16 protein-coding genes are annotated in these 18060 nt (G+C 69.3%); 10 read left to right on the top strand and 6 right to left on the bottom strand.

Annotated elements, in window-relative coordinates:
• The first annotated feature begins 78 nt into the window (after positions 1 to 78).
• From argF to CK620_RS14425, 4 genes are all read left to right on the top strand, one after another.
• Positions 79 to 1002: an ornithine carbamoyltransferase gene (gene argF, locus CK620_RS12205; protein WP_095540448.1), complete on the top strand. Its 924-nt coding sequence runs from the start codon at positions 79 to 81 to the stop codon at positions 1000 to 1002.
• Between the two features lie 388 nt (positions 1003 to 1390).
• Positions 1391 to 3439: a DUF2157 domain-containing protein gene (locus CK620_RS12200; protein ID WP_179290650.1), complete on the top strand. Its 2049-nt coding sequence runs from the start codon at positions 1391 to 1393 to the stop codon at positions 3437 to 3439.
• A 12-nt stretch (positions 3440 to 3451) separates the two neighbouring features.
• A complete protein-coding gene (locus CK620_RS12195) occupies positions 3452 to 4063 on the top strand; it encodes a GDYXXLXY domain-containing protein (protein ID WP_238946128.1) in 612 nt (203 codons plus the stop codon).
• Between the two features lie 18 nt (positions 4064 to 4081).
• A complete protein-coding gene (locus CK620_RS14425) occupies positions 4082 to 5230 on the top strand; it encodes a hypothetical protein (RefSeq protein WP_095550529.1) in 1149 nt (382 codons plus the stop codon).
• A 702-nt stretch (positions 5231 to 5932) separates the two neighbouring features.
• Here CK620_RS14425 and dcd read toward each other — a convergent pair.
• Positions 5933 to 6499 carry a dCTP deaminase gene (gene dcd / locus CK620_RS12185; RefSeq protein ID WP_095540497.1) on the bottom strand — a complete coding sequence of 189 codons (567 nt, stop codon included), beginning with the start codon at positions 6497 to 6499 and terminating at the stop codon, positions 5933 to 5935.
• A 150-nt stretch (positions 6500 to 6649) separates the two neighbouring features.
• On the opposite strand from dcd, the gene CK620_RS12180 reads away from it, so the two are divergent.
• On the top strand, positions 6650 to 7288 hold the full coding sequence (locus CK620_RS12180) for an L-threonylcarbamoyladenylate synthase (protein WP_095550587.1): 639 nt from the start codon (positions 6650 to 6652) through the stop codon (positions 7286 to 7288).
• 373 nt (positions 7289 to 7661) lie between these two features.
• Here CK620_RS12180 and CK620_RS12175 read toward each other — a convergent pair whose 3' ends face one another.
• Positions 7662 to 8606, bottom strand: coding sequence for a LysR substrate-binding domain-containing protein (locus CK620_RS12175; RefSeq protein WP_095550528.1), 945 nt, complete (start codon positions 8604 to 8606; stop codon positions 7662 to 7664).
• Positions 8607 to 8694: 88 nt separating this feature from the next.
• Between CK620_RS12175 and CK620_RS12170 the strand changes: the two genes are divergently transcribed.
• Positions 8695 to 9657 carry a DMT family transporter gene (locus CK620_RS12170; protein WP_095550527.1) on the top strand — a complete coding sequence of 321 codons (963 nt, stop codon included), beginning with the start codon at positions 8695 to 8697 and terminating at the stop codon, positions 9655 to 9657.
• A 6-nt stretch (positions 9658 to 9663) separates the two neighbouring features.
• Here the strand turns inward: CK620_RS12170 and CK620_RS12165 are convergent, their stop codons facing one another.
• Together CK620_RS12165 and CK620_RS14135 are read right to left on the bottom strand one after the other, a co-directional pair.
• Positions 9664 to 10731 (bottom strand): helix-turn-helix transcriptional regulator, encoded by a 1068-nt coding sequence (locus CK620_RS12165; protein ID WP_095550526.1) that lies wholly within the window; start codon positions 10729 to 10731, stop codon positions 9664 to 9666.
• A complete protein-coding gene (locus CK620_RS14135) occupies positions 10728 to 10880 on the bottom strand; it encodes a hypothetical protein (RefSeq protein ID WP_179290649.1) in 153 nt (50 codons plus the stop codon). Before CK620_RS14135 ends, CK620_RS12165 begins: the two co-directional genes overlap by 4 nt.
• A gap of 15 nt (positions 10881 to 10895) precedes the next feature.
• On the opposite strand from CK620_RS14135, the gene CK620_RS12160 reads away from it, so the two are divergent.
• Positions 10896 to 13223, top strand: coding sequence for a TonB-dependent siderophore receptor (locus tag CK620_RS12160; protein WP_095550525.1), 2328 nt, complete (start codon positions 10896 to 10898; stop codon positions 13221 to 13223).
• 5 nt (positions 13224 to 13228) lie between these two features.
• Positions 13229 to 14368: an alpha/beta hydrolase gene (locus tag CK620_RS12155; RefSeq protein WP_143326096.1), complete on the top strand. Its 1140-nt coding sequence runs from the start codon at positions 13229 to 13231 to the stop codon at positions 14366 to 14368.
• Positions 14369 to 14378: 10 nt separating this feature from the next.
• Here the strand turns inward: CK620_RS12155 and CK620_RS12150 are convergent, their stop codons facing one another.
• The gene (locus CK620_RS12150) at positions 14379 to 14684 is read right to left on the bottom strand and encodes a YfhL family 4Fe-4S dicluster ferredoxin (protein WP_095550523.1); all 306 of its coding nucleotides are present in this window, start codon (positions 14682 to 14684) and stop codon (positions 14379 to 14381) included.
• 51 nt (positions 14685 to 14735) lie between these two features.
• Positions 14736 to 15299, bottom strand: a complete 564-nt coding sequence (locus tag CK620_RS12145; protein ID WP_095550586.1) for a DUF2946 family protein — start codon at positions 15297 to 15299, stop codon at positions 14736 to 14738.
• A 122-nt stretch (positions 15300 to 15421) separates the two neighbouring features.
• Between CK620_RS12145 and CK620_RS12140 the strand changes: the two genes are divergently transcribed.
• Together CK620_RS12140 and pdeM are read left to right on the top strand one after the other, a co-directional pair.
• Positions 15422 to 16795: an anti-phage deoxyguanosine triphosphatase gene (locus CK620_RS12140; RefSeq protein WP_095550522.1), complete on the top strand. Its 1374-nt coding sequence runs from the start codon at positions 15422 to 15424 to the stop codon at positions 16793 to 16795.
• 517 nt (positions 16796 to 17312) lie between these two features.
• Complete coding sequence (gene pdeM, locus CK620_RS12135; protein WP_095550521.1) at positions 17313 to 18047, top strand: ligase-associated DNA damage response endonuclease PdeM; 735 nt, start codon at positions 17313 to 17315, stop codon at positions 18045 to 18047.
• The last annotated feature ends 13 nt before the right edge of the window (positions 18048 to 18060 follow it).

Here is an 18060-nt window from a genome sequence, read left to right as displayed (position 1 = left end):
ACGCGCTCTGCCGCACGGCCGCCAGCGCCCAAGCCGGGCATCTGGGCGGCCGCCCCACCGTTTCACCAGGCCTATCCCATGAGCACCATCAAGCACTACCTGCAATTCAGCGACCTCAGCGCCGACGAATACGCCTACCTGCTCGAGCGCGCGGCCACGCTCAAGCAGATGTTCAAACGCTATGAAAAACACCAGAGCCTGACCGACCGCACGTTGGCCATGATCTTCGAGAAGGCCAGCACGCGCACGCGCGTGAGCTTCGAGACCGGCATGTACCAGCTCGGCGGCTACGTCGTGCACCTGACCACCGGCGACAGCCAGCTGGGCCGCGCCGAGCCCATCGAAGACAGCGCCCGCGTCATCAGCCGCATGGTCGATCTGGTCATGATCCGCACCTTCGAGCAGGCCAAGCTCGAATGCTTTGCCCAGCACTCGCGCGTGCCCGTCATCAACGGCTTGACCAACGAATTCCACCCCTGCCAGATCCTGGCCGACATCTTCACCTACATCGAGCACCGCGGCCCCATCCAGGGCAAGACCGTGGCCTGGGTGGGCGATGGCAACAACATGGCCAACACCTGGCTGCAGGCCGCGCAGCTGCTGGACTTCAAGCTGCACGTCAGCGCCCCCTCGGGCTACGAGCTCGACGAGCGCCTAGCCCTGGGCACCCAGGCCGATCCGGCCCACCTGCAAACCTTTGACGACCCGCTGCAGGCCTGCCAGGGCGCGCACCTGGTGACCACCGACGTCTGGACCAGCATGGGCTACGAGGAAGAAAACGCCCAGCGCAAGCAAGCCTTTGCCAACTGGAAGGTGGACGCGCGCATGATGGCCGCCGCCCAGCCCGATGCGCTGTTCATGCACTGCCTGCCCGCGCACCGTGGCGAAGAAGTGGACGCCGAAGTCATCGACGGCCCGCAATCGGTCGTCTGGGACGAGGCGGAAAACCGCATGCACGTGCAAAAGGCTTTGATGGAATACCTGCTGCTGGGCCGGCAGTGAGCGACGCCCATCGGGGCTTGCGCAGCGGCGCGCAGACCCCGATCAGCCCCGGCATCGCGCTGCCCAAAATCCAGGCAGCCTAGCCCCGTCCATAGGGCGATCCCAAAACCGCCGACACCTTGTCCACAAACTTATCCCCGGCCAATGGGGATGACTTCAAGGCAACTTCTGCGCCCATCGCAGCGCCTGCGCATTTACCCGACGCTTTGCTAGCTGCCAGCAGCGCAGATCGCAGGCCGCGCGGTATCCCATCGCGCTACCGTGACCCCGGCAGTGCCACGCAGCCGGTATGCTGCGCGATCATGGATGCCTGAGCCCGCCGCCGTTTGCTGTGCATGCACGGCGGCTTTGCCCGGCGATGCCATCGCCCATCACCCCAGTGCTGCGCATGACGACCACTGCCTCGCTCTTCTCACTCGCGCCCCTCGATCCGCACGCTGCCGCGCGCCCGCCCAGCGCGCGCAGTTGGCGGGCGTTTCTCACGCGGCTGTGCCTGCTCAGCGGCGCGCTGCTGCTGGGCACGGGCCTGGTGTTCTTCTTTGCCTTCAACTGGCAGGCGCTGGGCCGCTTCGGCCAGTTTGCCCTGGCCGTATCGGCCCTGCTTCTGGCCGGTGGCGGCACGCTGGCCACGCGCCCGGGCGGCCTGGCCTGGCGCACGGGTTGCCTGCTGGTGTGCATTGCCATCGGCGCGCTGCTGGCCCTGATCGGGCAGAAGTACCAGACCGGCGCCGACATGTGGCAGCTGTTTGCCAGCTGGGCCGCGCTGATGCTGCCTGTGGTGCTGCTGGCGCGCTCGGGCGCCTGCTGGCTGCTGTGGCTGGCAGTGTTGGACCTGGCGCTGCTGCGCTGGCTGGACATCGAGCCCACAGCCGGGCCGCTGCGGCTGCTGTTCAATCACTGGAGCAGCCAACACGCCCACATCTACGCCCTGGCGCTGCTCAATGGCCTGGCGCTGCTGGCCGTCAGCCTGCGCCCGCGCTGGTTCACCGCGCAGCGCCGCCGCTGGTTCGAGCTGGCATTGGCCGCGGCCGCGCTGGCCCCGCTGACGGCCATCGGCCTGATCGTGCCCCTGCAGCAGCAGCACGTGCTGCTGTTCCTGCTCGGCGCCGGCCTGGCTTGGTACTGGTGTGCCCTGCTGCGCCCCGATGACGCGGCGCTGGCCATGGTTTACATCGCCATGCTGGTGGTGGCCGGCTATTGGTCCTTTGCAGTGCGCTTCATGCCTAGCGACATGCAGATGCTGCTGGTCGCCCTGGCGCTGCTGGCCGCCTCCAGCCTGGCCGCGCGCCATGTGCTGCGCGTCTGGCGCGCTGCGCGGCCAGCGCGCCAACCCCAGCCCCCCCAACCGGCGCGCGCTGCCAGCCCGGCAGCGCCCCAGGCCCACGCCATGCCCTGGTGGCTCAAGGCCGCGCTGAGCTTCAGCGCCTGGCTGTGCGGCCTGCTGCTGGCCGCAGGCGGCCTGGGCCTGCTGTCTGATGAACTCCTCGAGCTGCCCACCGCACTGCTGGCCCTGCTTCCCTTTGCCCTGGGCCTGTGGCTGATGCGCGCCAGGGCGGACGAGTCGCTGTTCATGCAGCAACTGGGCTTTGCCCTGTCGGTGCTGGCCCAGCTGTGGCTGAGCCTGGCGCTGCTCTTGTCCAACTCCGCGCTGCGCCCCTGGGCGGACACGCAGGACTGGCTGCCCATCGCCATCCTGGCGCTGTTGGCCAGCCTGCCGCCCAGCCTGCCGCAACACCGCGTGCTGTGCCTGGCCAGCGCGCTGGGCGCCTGCCTGGTCGGCACGCTGCTGCACAAGCTGTCGCCCAGCGTCTTCACCACCGTGCTGTTCTGCGCCGCCCTGGCCGGCTGGATCTTCGCCGCCGGGCCGCATGGCCTGGCCGCGGCTGCCAGGCCATCGACCCCACCGGGCACACCCGCTGCTCTGGCCGGCTGGGCCCACGCCGCGCTGCAGGCCATGACGCTCATGGCGCTGGGCATGGCCACCCTGGGCACCAGCGCATTCGGCTACTTCTTCCCGTCCCAGCAGGGCCTGGCAGCGGCCATGCCCTGGCTGACGGCGCTGGCCTGGCTGCTGGTGCTGGTCTGGCTGGCCGCCGCCCAGCCGGGCCAAGGCCAGTCCCTGCTGCAACGCGCGCAATGGTGGTGGCTGGCGGCGCTGGGGCTGGCCGCGCTGGCCTGGACCGTCCCCAACCTGTTGCTGTGCCTGGCGCTGGCGGCCGTGCTGTTCCAACGCCGCCAGCCAGTCTGGCTGTTGCTGGCCCTGCTGTGCGCCGCCGTGGCGCTGGGCCTGGCCTATTACGAGATGCAGGTCAGCCTGCTGCACAAATCACTCACGCTGATGGGCTCCGGCCTGGCCCTGCTGCTGGCCATGGCCGCCTACCACCGCCAGCGCCTGCTGCCAGGCCGCGCACCAGCCACCGGCCACCACCAGCCTTGAAGGAGCCCTGCCATGTCCGATATGCCCAATGTGCCCGATCAATCCGAAACACTGCCCGACGCTTCTTCCCATACCGCCACGCAGGCCGCAAGCCATGCGCGCGCGCTGCGCGCCGCACTGGCCCTGAGCATTGCGCTGGTGCTGGGCCTGGCCGCATGGAGCGTGCTGGGCTTCGAGACCTTGCTGCGCCAGGGCCGCACCGTCTATCTGGAGCTGGCCCCGGTGGATCCGCGCTCGCTGATGCAGGGCGACTACATGGCGCTGAGCTACCAATTGGAAAGGGAGATCGCCCCCACCCAAGTGCTGCAAAGCACCCAGCCTGATTGGCCCACGCCGCCGCGCTATGCCTACCTGAGCCTGGACGAGCAGCAGCGCGCCACCGCCGTGCACAGCCTGGGCATGCAGCCCACGCCGCCTGCGGGCACCATCGCGCTGCGCCTGCGCCCTGGCGAGATGAGCCACATCCCGCGCCTGGGGCCCAACGCCTTCTTCTTCCAGGAAGGCACGGCTCAGCACTACGACTTCGCCCGCTGGGGCGAGATGCGCGTCGATGCCCAAGGCCGCGCCCTGCTGGTGGGCCTGCGCGATGAGCAACTGCGCCTGCTGGGCGAGAACCGCTTGTAACCGCAGGCCCGCCCCCCCATGCTGCGCCTGCCCTTGTTGCTCCTGCGCCTGCTGTGCCTTGCCCTGGCCCTGGCGGCCGCCCTGGCCTGGTGGCAGCGCGGCCAGTTGGCCCTGCTGGCCACGGCCCGCATCGACCCGCTGCCGCAGGTGCAGCAGCTCATGGCCGAGCAGCGCTGGGCCGACGCTGCGCAGTACCTGGACTTCTTCATGGCCTACGACTACGTGCGCGCCCAGCCGCAGGCCCAGCAATTGCAGCAGCACATTGCCCAGCAGCGCAGCTCCTGGCTGTATCAGCTGGGCAAGCTCGGCGAAGGCGTCTGGCAAGGCCACAGTGATGAGGACATCGGCCAGATCGCCGGCATCGCCAGCGACTTTCTCGTCATAGGCGACCTGCGCGATCTGGGCATCCAAGGCTGGCGCATGGCCCATGACGAAGCCACCGACCCGGTGCTCATTGCCCTGTCCACCCTGGGCGTGGCCGCCAGCGCCGCGCAAGTGGGCAGCGCCCTGGCCAGCGGCGCCACCGCCGGGGCCACAGCCCCCATCACGGCAGGGGCCACCTCGGCCAAGGCCAGCATCGCCACGCTCAAGACCTTGCGCCGCCTGGGCCGCCTGCCCGACTGGCTGGGCCAGAGCGCCATCGCCAGCGCGCGCCAATTCAAGCGCCAGCGCTCGCTGCACAGCCTGCAGCCCATGCAGCCCATGCAGGCCATCCTGCAAGACGTGCACACCCTGGCCGGAGTCCCCGGCGGGCCCCGGCTGCTGGCACTCAGCGAAGACGCCGCCGCCCTGGCGCGCAGCGCCCGCTTTGCCAAGGCCCAAGGCCCACACACCGCCGCGCTGCTGCAGCTGAGCCAGGGCCAGGCCGGCACGCTGGCGCAGCACATGCGGCTGACGGAGCGGCACGGCGCCAGCGCCCTGCGCCTGGCTGCCACCTATGGCCAGCGCGGCCTGCAAGTGCTCGAACGCAGTGGCGCGGCGCGCTTTGCCAAATTCCACGCCCGCGCCGCCAAAGTGACCTACAAGGGCGATGCCCTGCGCCTGCTGCTGCGCTGGCTGGTCGATCTGCCGGCCTGGGCACTGGCCGCCTGCATCGCCCTGGGGTTGTTGGCCCTGCCCTGGCCCAGGCGGCGCAAACCACAACGGCAGCGCGCAACCGCCGGGTGAAGAAAACGGAAAACAGGCCGGATTTGAAAAGACCGTAGCCACTTTGGCCTCATCAGAGCCTGCCCAAGGTCTCGGCGCGAGCGGGCAAGAAGCGGCTTGGGATGGACTGCAAGGCGCAAAACGCAGGCGGGCCCAGTGGCCCGGCGAGGCTTTGCAACGCGGCAGACCGCCCAAGTCCGCTTCATGACTCACCGCGCAGGGGCTTTGAACAGGCTCAGAGCCTGCCCAAGGTCTCGGCGCGAGCGGGCAAGAAGCGGCTTGGGATGGGCTGCAAGGCGCAAAACGCAGGCGGGCTCAGTGGCCCGGCGAGGCTTTGCAACGCGGCAGACCGCCCAAGTCCGCTTCATGACTCACCGCGCAGGGGCTTTGAACAGGCTCAGAGCCTGCCCAAGGTCTCGGCGCGAGCGGGCAAGAAGCGGCTTGGGATGGGCTGCAAGGCGCAAAACGCAGGCGGGCCCAGTGGCCCGGCGAGGCTTTGCAACGCGGCAGACCGCCCAAGTCCGCTTCATGACTCACCGCGCAGGGGCTTTGAACAGGCTCAGAGCCTGCCCAAGGTCTCGGCGCGAGCGGGCAAGAAGCGGCTTGGGATGGGCTGCAAGGCGCAAAACGCAGGCGGGCTCAGTGGCCCGGCGAGGCTTTGCAACGCGGCAGACCGCCCAAGTCCGCTTCATGGCCCGCCGCGCAGAGACCTTGGGCAGGCTCTCAGGTCCGCGGCAGCGTCACCCCGTGCTGGCCCTGGTACTTGCCGCCGCGGTCCTTGTAGCTGACCTCGGGCGGCTCATCGCCCTCGAAGAACAGCACCTGCGCGCAGCCCTCGCCCGCGTAGATCTTGGCCGGCAGCGGCGTGGTGTTGGAAAACTCCAGCGTCACATAGCCCTCCCATTCGGGCTCGAACGGCGTGACGTTGACGATGATGCCGCAGCGCGCATAGGTGCTCTTGCCCAGGCAGATGGTCAGCACATTGCGCGGGATGCGGAAGTACTCCACCGTGCGCGCCAGCGCAAAACTGTTGGGCGGGATGATGCAGTAATCGCCCTCGAAATCGACAAAGCTTTTTTCATCGAAACGCTTGGGATCCACCACCGTGCTGTGGATGTTGGTGAACACCTTGAATTCGCGCGCACAGCGAATGTCGTAGCCATAGCTGCTGGTGCCGTAGCTGATGATCTTGCGCCCATCGAGCACGCGCACCTGGCCCGGTTCGAACGGCTCGATCATGCCGTGCTGCTGGGCCATCTGGCGGATCCATTTGTCGCTTTTGATGCTCATGCTGGGCTCGTCCTGCTGCGTTTTTCGGGGATGCCCGGCACGCTCCGCGCGCTGCCGCGTGGCCGGGCCGGTCGATTGTAGGGGCCATTTGCGGTGACAATGGCCGCCCGCGCCCTGCGCTGGGCGCGCCTTTTCACCCCCTGCGACGCCATGGCCCAGTATTTCGAAGTCCACCCCGAGAACCCGCAGCCGCGCCTGCTCAAGCAGGCCGCCAGCTTGCTGCAGCAAGGCCAGGTGCTGGCCATCCCCACCGATTCCAGCTACGCCCTGGTCTGCCCGCTGGACGACAAGGCCGCCATCGAGCGCCTGCGCCGCATCCGCGCCGTTGACGACAAGCACCTGCTGACCCTGCTGTGCAAGGATTTGTCCGAGCTGGCCAGCTACGCGCGCGTGGACAACCGCCAGTTCCGCCTGCTCAAGCAGGCCACGCCCGGGCCCTACACCTTCGTGCTCGAAGCCAGCAAGGAAGTGCCCCGGCGCATCAGCCACCCGCAGCGCAAGACCATCGGCCTGCGCGTGCCCGACTCGCCCGTCGTGCAGGGGCTGCTGGACATCCTGGGCGCGCCGCTGCTGGCCAGCACGCTGATCCTGCCCGACGAGCCAGACCCCTTGAGCGACCCCGAGGAAATCCGCGAGCGCCTGCAAAAAGACCTGGGCGCCGTGATCGACGCCGGCACCGTGGCCGTCAAGCCCACCACCGTGCTGGATCTGACCAGCATGGAAGGCGGCGGCAGCGCCACCGTGCTGCGCCAGGGCCAGGGCGATCTGGCGCGGCTGGGCCTGGCGTAAAAAAACCTGTTCAACAAACCAAGCGCGCCATCGCCAGCCACTGGCCACTGGCAAGCCCAACCCCGCAAGGCCCTGCGGGGTTTTTTCATGGCTCGCCATGCCCACGTCTGGCTGCAGCTCCCGCCTTTTCCAGGCAAGCGCTGCGCCGGCATGACGAAAGTTTGAGCACAGCTGCCCGTGCGCACCGAGCACCGCCCAAGTGCCAAGCAAAGCAATCTCCCGAGCAGAGCCCATTGCTGCTGGTACCTGTGGCGCACAGCACCGGGGTCGCAGGCAGCAGGGTCGTTTTCTTTGGGCACTTTTTTCGACACGCACGGAGCCACCAGGGCAGCCCAAGCCCGCTGCTCAAAATCCAGGCAGGCTACCCCGCTCCCTAGGGCAATCCCGAAGCCGCCGACACCTTATCCACAGCTTTGTCCCCGGCCATTGGGGATGAATGCTCCAAGCTACCGTTTCCCAACAGGGCGCGCAGCCGCTGCAGCACGGCCTGGCGCGCCGGGCCGGCCGGGCCGGCGGCGCTGCGCAGCACGAAGCGGCCGCTGGGCGCAGGCGGCAGGCCGCTGCCCGGCCCCAGCTCGCGCAGGCCGCTGGCATGGGCCAGCACCTGGCGCGATTGCAGCGAGACGCCCAGCCCGGCCTGCACGGCCGCCAGCACGCCGGCCATGTTGGGGCTGGTGTAGGCCACGCGCCAACGGCGGCCTTGCTGCTCCAGCTGGGCCAGCGCATGGGCGCGATACACGCAGCCGTGGGGGAACAGCACCAGCGGCAACACGCTCTGGCGCTCCAGCGCCGTGCCGCTGGCAGCCACCCATTGCAGCGCGTCGGGCCAGGTGTCGTGCGCGTCGTCCGGCCCGGCCTCATCGATGCCGACCACGCGCCGGTACAGCGCAATGTCCAGCTCGCCATCGGCCAGCCCGGCCTGCAGCTGCACCGAGAGCTGCGAGCGCACCTCCAGCCGCGCCTGCGGGTGGTGCTGGGCCACCTCGGCCAGCAGATAGGGCAGCAGCTGCACGGCGTAGTCCTCGGGCAGGCCGATGCGCACCAGTTCGGGCAGGTCTTCGGCAAACAGGTTGCAGACCTCGTCGTGCAGCGCCAGCATGCGCCGCGCATAGCCCAGCAGGCGCTCGCCATCGGGCGTCAGGCTGGTGGCGCGCGCATGGCGCAGCAGCAACGGCCGGCCGGCCTGGGCCTCCAGCTTCTTGATTTGCTGGCTGACGGTGGACTGGCTGCGGCACACGCGCCCGCCGGCGCGGGCAAAGCCGCCGCTGTCCACTACCTGCACGAAGGTGCGCAGCAAGGGGATGTCAAATTGCGTCATGGCAGAGGACGATACATTGAAAAAACCGATTCATGGCATCGATATTTCTCGTTTTTCGATTCATGCCGGCCTTTTTAGACTGGCGGCCATGCCATACGACGTCCACCCCGCCTCTGCTGCTCCAACGCCTGCCGCCGCCGCCACGCCCTCCACCAGCCCAGCGCTGGCCGGCGCTGCCGGGCGCAGCACGCTCTGGCTGGCGTTGCCGTTCACGCTGGTCTGGGCCAGCGCCTTTCCGGCCGCCAAGTTCGTCTTCCCCGACAGCCCGCCGCTGCTGTTTCTCAGCCTGCGCTTTGTCTGTGCCGGCCTGCTGCTGACGGCCTGGGCCGCCTGGCGCGGCGAGTTCCGCCAGCGCCGCCCGGGCCTGCGCGACTGGGCCACGCTGCTGGCGCTGGCGCTGCTGGGCCATGCGCTGTACCTGGGCGTGAGCTGGACGGGCATGCGCCAGCTCTCCTCCGGGCTGGCGACCATCATCATCAGCGCCAGCCCGATTGCCGTGGCTCTGCTGGCGGCTGCGCTGCTGGGCGAACCGCTGACGCGCCGCAAGCTGCTGGGCCTGGCGCTGGGCCTGGGCGGCGTGGCCTTCATCGTGCGCCACCGTCTGCACGGCGGGGCCGATACGGCCCAGGGGCTGCTGCTGGTGCTGTTGGCGCTGGCCTCGCTGTCGCTGGGCACGGTGCTGTACAAGCGCCTGCCGCTGCGCATCGGCCTGGTGGCCAATGCCGGGCTGCAAATGCTGCTGGCCGGCCTGCTGCTGGCGCCGGTGGCGCTGGCGCTGGAGAACCCGGCCGAGCTGCGCCTGACGCCCACGCTGCTGGGCGCCTTTGCCTGGCTGCTGGGCGTGGTCTCGCTGATGGGCTATCTGATGTGGTTCACGCTGCTGGGCCGCCACAGCGCCAGCGCGGCCAGCGCCTGGTTTTTCCTGACGCCACCGCTGGGCCTGCTGATGGGCTGGGCGGTGCTGGGCGAGCCGTTGTCGCTGCCCGATTTGCTGGGCATCGTGCCGGTGGCCATCGGCATTGCGCTGGTCACGCGCGCGCCAGCGCGCTGAGCGCTCTCAACGCCGCAGCTGCGAGGGGCTGGTGCCAAACTCGCGCCTGAAGGCGGTGGCGAAGTTGCCCGCGTGGCGGTAGCCGGCCAGCGCCGCGGCCTGGGCCACATCCAGCTCGGCGCGCTGCAGCGCCTGCCAGGCCAGGCGCAGGCGGCGCCGGCGCTGGTATTCGAACACGCCCTGGCCGTGCACGAGCTGGAAATGGCGCTGCAGTGTGGCCACGCTCATGTGGTGGTGCTGGGCGATGGCCTGCAGGCTCCAGTGGTCGGCCGCGCCGCTGTCGAGCAGCTCGCGCACCTGCTGCATTTGCCGCCTGCGCGCGGCACTGATGCGCGGCGGCTGGCTCGCCTGGGCCAGCGCCAGCGGGGCCGCCGCAGTGGCCGTAGTTGCCGCAGCCTTTGCGCTGCCGGGCTGGGCCAGCTCGTACAAGGCCTGCAGCACGTGGCTGCACAGCATCTGGAAGGCCCCTTGCAGGTACAGCGCCTGCAGCTCGGGGCTCAAGCGGGGCGCTTGCAGCAGGCCGCGCAGCAGCTGGTCCACCTGCGGCGGCGCGCGCCATTGCGCCTGCCGCAGGTGGCAGCGCGAGAACTCATGCACGGCCTGCAGCACGGGCGAGTGCTGCTGCTCGGCGGCGGCCAGCTCCTCCAGCCATTGCGGCGTCAGGCACAGGCTGACGGTGGCCTCGCGCCCGGCCGGCGAGGCGCGGCGCGTGAACTGCTCGGGCCGCTGCAGCGCCACGGCATGGGCCTGGGCCGGCTGGCCCGACCGTTGCGCCGCGCGCATGAGCAGGCGCTGTGGCCCATAGCTGACATCGGCCTGGCCTTGCACGACCCAGGCCACGCGCAGGCCCGGCTTGAGCTGCAGCTGCACCTGCTGCGCATGGGCGTCCTCGCACACATCCACCAAGTGCAGCGTGGCTCCTTTGGCCATGGCATGGGTTTGCACGCGCCCGCGCAGCGCAAAGGCCTGGTGCTGCACGCCGCTGCGCAGCCGGTAGTGGCTGCCCGCGAGCCGGCTTTGCGCGTCCAGCTCGGACAGCGCGATCAAGGGCAGATCAGGGTGAGGGGCATTCATGGCAGTTGCCGCTTGCGCAAAGGTTTTTGCATTTCTCTCAAAGCTGGCCAGCGGGGCGCGATTCCTACAATAAGAATGAGAAATGCTATCAAATTCAACCGCCTGGCAATGATCGAGGAATTCCTTGGCCACTGCCAGGCGGTGTTCATGCGCCCATTCCTGTTATGAAGCACGCCATTTTCACGCCTCGCCCACTGCACCTTGCTGTGCAGCGCCCTGTGTATCGCCCTGTGTACCGCACCATTGCCACGCGCTGGCCCTCTGCCTTGAGGCCGCTGGCCCTGGCCTGCGCGCTGGGCTGCCTGGCCGGCGCGGCCCAGGCCCAGCCAGCAACGGCTCGCAATGCTGCGGCCGATGAGCAGCGCAGCCCAGCCGCTGCCGCCAAGGCCGCGCCCGCCGCCATCGAGGAGCTGGCGCCCGTGACGGTCACTTCCACCAGCGAGGAATGGCAGTCGCCGCCGGGCTACGTGGCGCGCCGCAGCGCCACGGCCACCAAGACCGACACCCGCCTGGCGGATACGCCCGCCTCCATCTCCACCATCACGCGCGCGCAGATGGACGACCAGGCCGCCGCCAGCGTGGCCCAGGCGCTGCGCTACACGCCCGGCGTGCTGTCCGAGGCGCGCGTCTCGCCGCGCTACGACAGCGTGTTCCTGCGCGGCTTTGGCGGCTTTGGGCAGACGGCCAATTACGTGGGCTACCTGGACGGGCTGCGCCTGCCGCGCGGCCTGTCGTACCTGATTGCCGGCATCGACCCCTGGGCGCTGGAGCGCATCGACGTGGTGCGCGGCCCCAACTCGGTGCTGTACGGCCAGGTCAACCCTGGCGGGCTGGTCAACCAGATCAGCCGCCGCCCCGTGTTCGAGCCGGTGCGCGATGTGCGCCTGCGCCTGGGCAGCCACAGCCTGCGCGAGCTGGCCGCCGACCTGGGCGGCAGCGCCGATGCGCAGGGCCGCTGGGCCTGGCGCATCACCGCACTGGCGCGCGATGCCAGCAGCGCCAGCGGTTTGCCCGAGCGGCGCTACCTGCTGGCCCCGGCGCTGAGCTGGCGCCCGGCGGCCAGCACCCAGCTGAGCCTGCAGGCCTGGATCCAGCGCGACCCCAAGAGCGGCAACTACAACGGCCTGCCAGGCGTGGGCACCCTGCTGCCACACCCGCTGGGGCGCATCCCCTACGACTTCCAGACCGCCGAGCCCAGCTACGAGCGCTTCGACCGCGACCAGAACGCGCTGACCTGGCGCCTGGAGCACAGCTTCAGCGAGCACTTCAGCCTGCAGCATCAAGGGCGCTGGCTGTCGGCCGACTCGCGCTTTCGCAACGTCTCGGCCGCACTGGCCGACCCGGCGCGCAGCATCCTGATGCGCCAGGCCAGCGCCGCCGATGAAACGCTGCGCGGCATCAACACCGACACCCAGCTGCGCTGGCGGCTGCGCAGCGGCGACGTGCATCACACGCTGCTGGCCGGCCTGGACTGGCAGCGCAGCACGGCCCAGCGCCAGCTGGGCATTGGCCGCCCCGGCATGCCGCTGGACTTCCTGGCCCCGCGCTACGGCCTGACCATCGAGACGCCAGCCTTCAGCAGCGACTCCGAGCGCCGCCAAAGCCAGACTGGCCTGTACCTGCAGGATCAGCTGGAATGGGGCCCTTGGCTGGCCCAGCTGGGCGTGCGCCACGACCGCGCCAGCCACCGCGACCGCATCGAACAACTGGCCGCCGGGCGCACCACCCGCCACCGCCAGAGCGACCGCAAGAGCAGCGTCAACGCCAGCCTGATGTACCGCATGGCCTCGGGCCTGTCGCCCTATGCCAGCTACGCGACCTCATTCGAGCCCACCACCGCCATCAACCTGCATGGCGACCCGTTCAAGCCGGGCACGGCGCGGCAGATCGAGCTGGGCGCCAAGTACCAGCCCGCCGGCCAGCCCTGGCTGCTCAGCGCCGCGGCTTTCGAGCTCACGCGCCGCAACGTGCTGACCAAGGACCCAACGCCCGGCGCGCCGTCGAACAAGCAAATCCAGACCGGCGAAGTGAAAGTGCGCGGCCTGGAATTTGAAGGCCGCGCCGAGCTGGGCCGCAGCCTCAGCGCCATCGGCGCGCTGACCTGGCTGGATCCGGAGGTCACGCGCAGCCACATCCCCGGCGAGCAAGGCCGCCAGCCCGTGGGCGTGCCGCGCACCAGCGCCTCGGCCTGGCTGGACTGGCGCCTGCTGCAAGGGCAGCTGGGCCTGTCGCTGGGCGCGCGCCACATTGGCAGCACCTGGGCCACGGTGGACAACAGCCTGCGCGTGCCCGGCCAGACTTTGCTCGATGCCGGCCTGCGCTATGAGCTCAGCCACCTCAGCGCCCAGCTGCAGGGCATGCAATTGGCGCTGAACGTCAGCAACCTGACGGACAAGCGCTACCTGGCCAGCTGCGCCCCTGGCGGGCGCGGCCTGGGCTGCTTTGCCGGCCCCGGTCGCCAGTGGACGGCCAGCCTGCGCTACCAGTGGTGAGCGCCATGCCCCGCCGCCAAAACCAAGACCACGGCCCCGGCCACGGCGCAGCCGCAGAGCCCCCCTTGACGCCGCCGCCGACGCCGCCCGTGCCCGAGCCGCTCACCCCGGGCGCTGCCCAGTTGCCCCCGCAGGCGCGCCAGCGCCGCCAGCTGCTGCTGGCCATGGCCGGCGGCAGTGCATTGCCCCTGCAGGCCATGGCACAGCAGCCGCCAAGGATGGCGCAGGCAAGGCCCGGCGCTGCGGCCCAGGGCAGCGCCGGGCCTGCAGGGCTGTCACCGGCCGAGCCCGCCGCCTTGCCCCAGGCTCGCCAGCATTACCTGACATCGCAGGCCACCGCCCGGCGCTACCGCATCCAGGTCAGCCGCGTTGGCCCCAGGCCGCCCGGCGGCTACCCAGTGCTTTACGTGCTCGACGGCGACGCCATGTTCCCCGTGGCCGCCATGGCGGCGCTGGGCATGGCCATGCGCGCCGATGAAAACGGCATCTCACCCATGCTGCTGGTGGGCGTGGGTTACGAAGGCGGCGGCCTGCTCGACGAGCAGGCCCGCGCCGAGGACTACACCCCACCCGCGCCAGACCTGAGCAACACCGGCGACCGGCGCGCCCAGCGCCAGGGCGGGGCCGAGCGCTTTTTGCAGTTCCTCAGCCAGGAGCTGCAGCCGGCCGTGGCCCAGGCCTACCCCGTCGATGCCGGCCGCCAGGCCCTGCTGGGCCATTCCTATGGCGGCCTGTTCGCGCTGTATGCGCTGCTGCAAGACAGCCCCGGCTGGCAGACCTACATCGCCTCCAGCCCTTCGATCTGGTGGAACCAAGGCCACATCCACCAGCTGCGCGCGCAATTTGCCGCGCGCCAGGCCCAGCGCACAGCGCACGCGCCGCGCTGGTTGCAACTGAGCATTGGCGAATACGAACAAACCCCTTCGCCGCTGATCGACGCCCAATCACCCCGCGCGCGCATGATGCAGCAGCGCGGCCAGGTCGATCAGGCCCGGCAGTTCGTCCAGGCCCTGCAGCGCGATGCGGTGCCGCAACTGACCATCGGTTTTCAGCATTACCCGCAGGCCACGCACGCCACGGCGGCGCTGCACGCCCTCATCGACGGCCTGCGCTTTGCCAGCGCCAGCTGGCGCGCTGCTGCGTAAAAACCTCTGTTCAGGATTCGGATGCGTGCGCAGGCTGCGCGCTGGCAGGCGCTGCCTGTGGCGCTTGCTGCTCGGCGCGCAAACGCTCGAACTTCTGCCACAGGGTTTCGCGCGATTCGACGTGCTCGGGATTGACGGGGATGCAGGCCACGGGACAGATCTCCACGCATTGCGGGGTGTCGAAATGGCCCACGCACTCCGTGCAGCGCAGCGGGTCGATGACGTAATAGTCCTCGCCCATCGAGATCGCATCGTTGGGGCATTCGGGCTCGCAGACGTCGCAGTTGATGCACTCGTCGGTAATCATCAGGGCCATGGCAGGCTCTCGGGGGGGCTGGGTGATGGGGCGCGTTGTGGGGGGTGTGGCTCAGTCGCCGCTGGCAGTCTGGGCGGCGGCCTCTTGCTGCTGCGGGCTGCAAACAAAGCCGTAGCGCTGCTGCAGCTGCGCAAAGCTGGTGGCCTGGGGCTGCCAGTCGGGCCGCTGCTCGATGCAGTCGCTCAGCGCCAGCATGTCCATGCTGTGCACCAGGCCCAGGCCCAGCTGCGTGGCGATGAAGACGCGGCCGTGCTCGTCCTGCCAGCTTTCGCCCCACTGCACCGGCTGGCCGGTGTGGGTGTGCAGCTGCGGCTGGCCGTCGGCGCCGCAGGCCACGCGCAGCACCCAGGGCGCGGCTTCGAGCTCCACGAACACGCGCTGCGGCCCGTTCTGGAAATACCAGCGCCCCTGCTCATCGGCGGCGTAATTGCGGCCGATGAACTCGGCCAGGCCCGCATGCGCCAGCGGCTGCCCCTTGGACTGGGGAAACGGCCCGCGCTCCTGGGTTTGCGCATCGCGCATGTACCACTGGCCGCGCGCATCCAGACCCAGCCAACCGCTGCAGGCCGGCACATTGGGCCATTTGGCCATGGCTTTTTTCACGATCTCGTCCATGGCCGCCATTCTGCACAGTCTGGCGGACGCCCCGGGCAAAGCCCTGCAAAACCCTGGCGCTCAACGTGGGCCTGCGCCACCGCACACTGCCTACAATGCCCGTTTTTTTGCCAGCCCATCCCATGCCCAATACCACCGGCAGCTGCTGGACCGAGCGCAAGCGCCAGACCGACGAGGGCTACGCCAGCGGCCCTGGCCCCTTGAACAGCGGCAGCCCCGATGCCCAATACCAGCGCGATCGGGCGCGCATCATCCACTGCGCGGCCTTTAGGCGGCTGCAATCGAAAACCCAGGTGCTCAGCCTGGGCGAGAGCGATTTCTACCGCACACGGCTGACGCATTCGCTGGAGGTCGCGCAACTGGGATCGGGCATTTGCGCGCACCTGCAGCAAACCCAGCCGCAATGGGCCCAGCTGCTGCCAACGCCCATGCTGATCGAGGCCATTTGCCTGGCCCACGACCTGGGCCACCCGCCCTTTGGCCACGGCGGCGAGAGCGCCATCAACGCCGTGATGCGCGCGCACGGTGGCTTCGAAGGCAATGGCCAGACGCTGCGCATCGCCATGCGCCTGGGCGAATACTCCGAATCCCACGGGCTGGACCTGACACGCCGCACGCTGCTGGGCGTGCTCAAGTACCCGGCCCTGCACCGCGACGTGGCGCGCTACCCCGATGCGCACGCTGAGCACAGCGCAAGCACGCCGCCGCGCCCGGCCTGGCAGGCCAGCAAGCCGCCCAAATGCATCCACGACGACGAGGCGCAGCAGCTGGACTGGGTGCTGGCGCCGCTCAGCCAGGCCGACCGCCAGCGCTTCACGGCCATTGACTGGCCCGCCAGCGGCCATGGCCACGGCAGGACGCGGCACAAGGCGCTGGACACCTCCATCATGGAGCTGGCCGACGACATCGCCTACGGCGTGCACGATCTGGAGGACGCTGTTGCGCTGCGCCTGCTCACCCAGGCCCAGTGGCAGGACGAGGTGGTGCAGCGCGCCCGCGAGCTGCCCTGGCGCGATGCCCAGGAGCAGGCCGAGTTCGACGCGCTGCTGGGCTTTGCCACGGCACAGCTGTTTCGCGGCGGCGACAAACCGCGCAAGCACGCCATCAGCCGCCTGGTGGGCTTTCTGGTGGCGCGCACCCACATCCGCGCGCAGCGCCTGTTCGAGCAGCCGCTGCTGGACCTGCAGGCCGAGCTCAGCCCCGGCGCCTTCGGGCTGCTGCGGCTGCTCAAGGACTTCGTGATGCAGTACGTCATCCTGCGCCCGCAAATGCAGGAGCTGGAGTTCAAGGGCCAGCAAATCGTCGTGCAACTGCTGCAAGTACTGCTGGACAACCCGCAGCGCCTGCTGCCGCTGGAGCAGCAGCAATTGCTGGCCGCCGGCGCACCGCTGCAGCGCACCGTGTGCGACTTCGTCGCCAGCATGAGCGACCATGAGGCCACGCGCCGCTACAGCCGCCTGTTTGCGCCCAACGCCGGCTCCTTCCTGGCGCTGTGAGCGCCGCGCCGCAGGCAAAAAAAACCCCGCTGGGACACAGCGGGGTGTAAACGATCTTGGATAGTTCTCGCAGATTCTCAAACCACTCTTGATCTGGGCCCATCCGAAGGCATATCACCCAGATCAGCCCGGGCATGGGTCGCACCGCAGGCAAATGCCCAGCCAGCCCAATGCACCGAGGCGCGATTTTATGCCAAGTTGCCTCCTACCACAATTACAGGCTCTTCAATACTTTGCTGCGTCGTTTTTTCTTTGGAAACCGCCCAAAATCCCCGAGCAAGCGGGCAAGAGGCCATTTGGGGTGGAATGCGACAAGCAAAAACGCATTCAGCCTTGTGTCCAGGCGAGCCATTTCTGGCGATAACGCAGCCCGCCCAACCCCCCATTGCCCGCCAGGCGGTGGTTTTGCAAAGCCTGTGCAATCAGGCCCCTGGGCGCCAACGGAGCGCAGGCTGCAGCCGTAGCCTTTGCCATATCCACACACAGCGAAAAAACACCTCGTGCCCTGCCCTCATCAATGAACGATTCACACCGCCTCGCCCTGCAAGACACTGAAGTGTTCCTCCGCGCAGACAAAACCCTGTGGTGGCCCCAGGCGCAGAGTTTGTTTGTGGCCGATGTCCATCTGGGCAAAGCGGCAGCGTTTCGCGCCAGCGGCCTGGCCGTGCCCGAGGGCACGACGCAGGACAACCTGCAGCGCCTCAGCCAGGCCATTGCCGGCACGCGCGCGCAGCGCGTGGTGGTGCTGGGCGATTTTCTGCACGCGCGCCAGGCCCAGCATCCGCTGGTGTGGCAGGCGCTGGCCGACTGGCGGCAGCGCCATCGCCAGCTGCACGTGGCGCTGGTGCGCGGCAATCACGATCGCCATGCGGGCGATCCGCCAGCGGCATTGGGTTTTACGCTGCACGAGGAGCCCTGGCCGCTGGGCAGCCTCAGCGCCTGCCACCATCCAGACGTCCGCCCTGAAACCCGCCCTGCAACCTGCCCCGCCTCCCAATCAGGCGCAACCTCAGGCACAGCCCCTGGCGCCACCGTGCTGGCCGGGCATGTCCACCCCGTGGTCCAGCTCGGGGGCGCGGGTCGCGATGGCTTGCGCCTGCCCTGCTTTGTGCACCAGCCCGGCTGCCTGGTGCTGCCGGCCTTCGGGGCGTTCACCGGCGGCCAGCCGGTTGCGCCAGCCATGGGGGTGGATTGCTACGCCGTCGGGGCCGGGCGCGTCTGGCGCCTGCCCCCTGCCGGCCGCACGCCTTGACCGACAGCGAACA

This window comes from Vandammella animalimorsus (assembly GCF_002285285.1).
Classification (GTDB): Bacteria; Pseudomonadota; Gammaproteobacteria; order Burkholderiales; family Burkholderiaceae_C; genus Lampropedia; species Lampropedia animalimorsus.
Note: the sequence above shows the minus strand (reverse complement) of the source record. Positions and strands in the feature narration are given on the sequence as shown.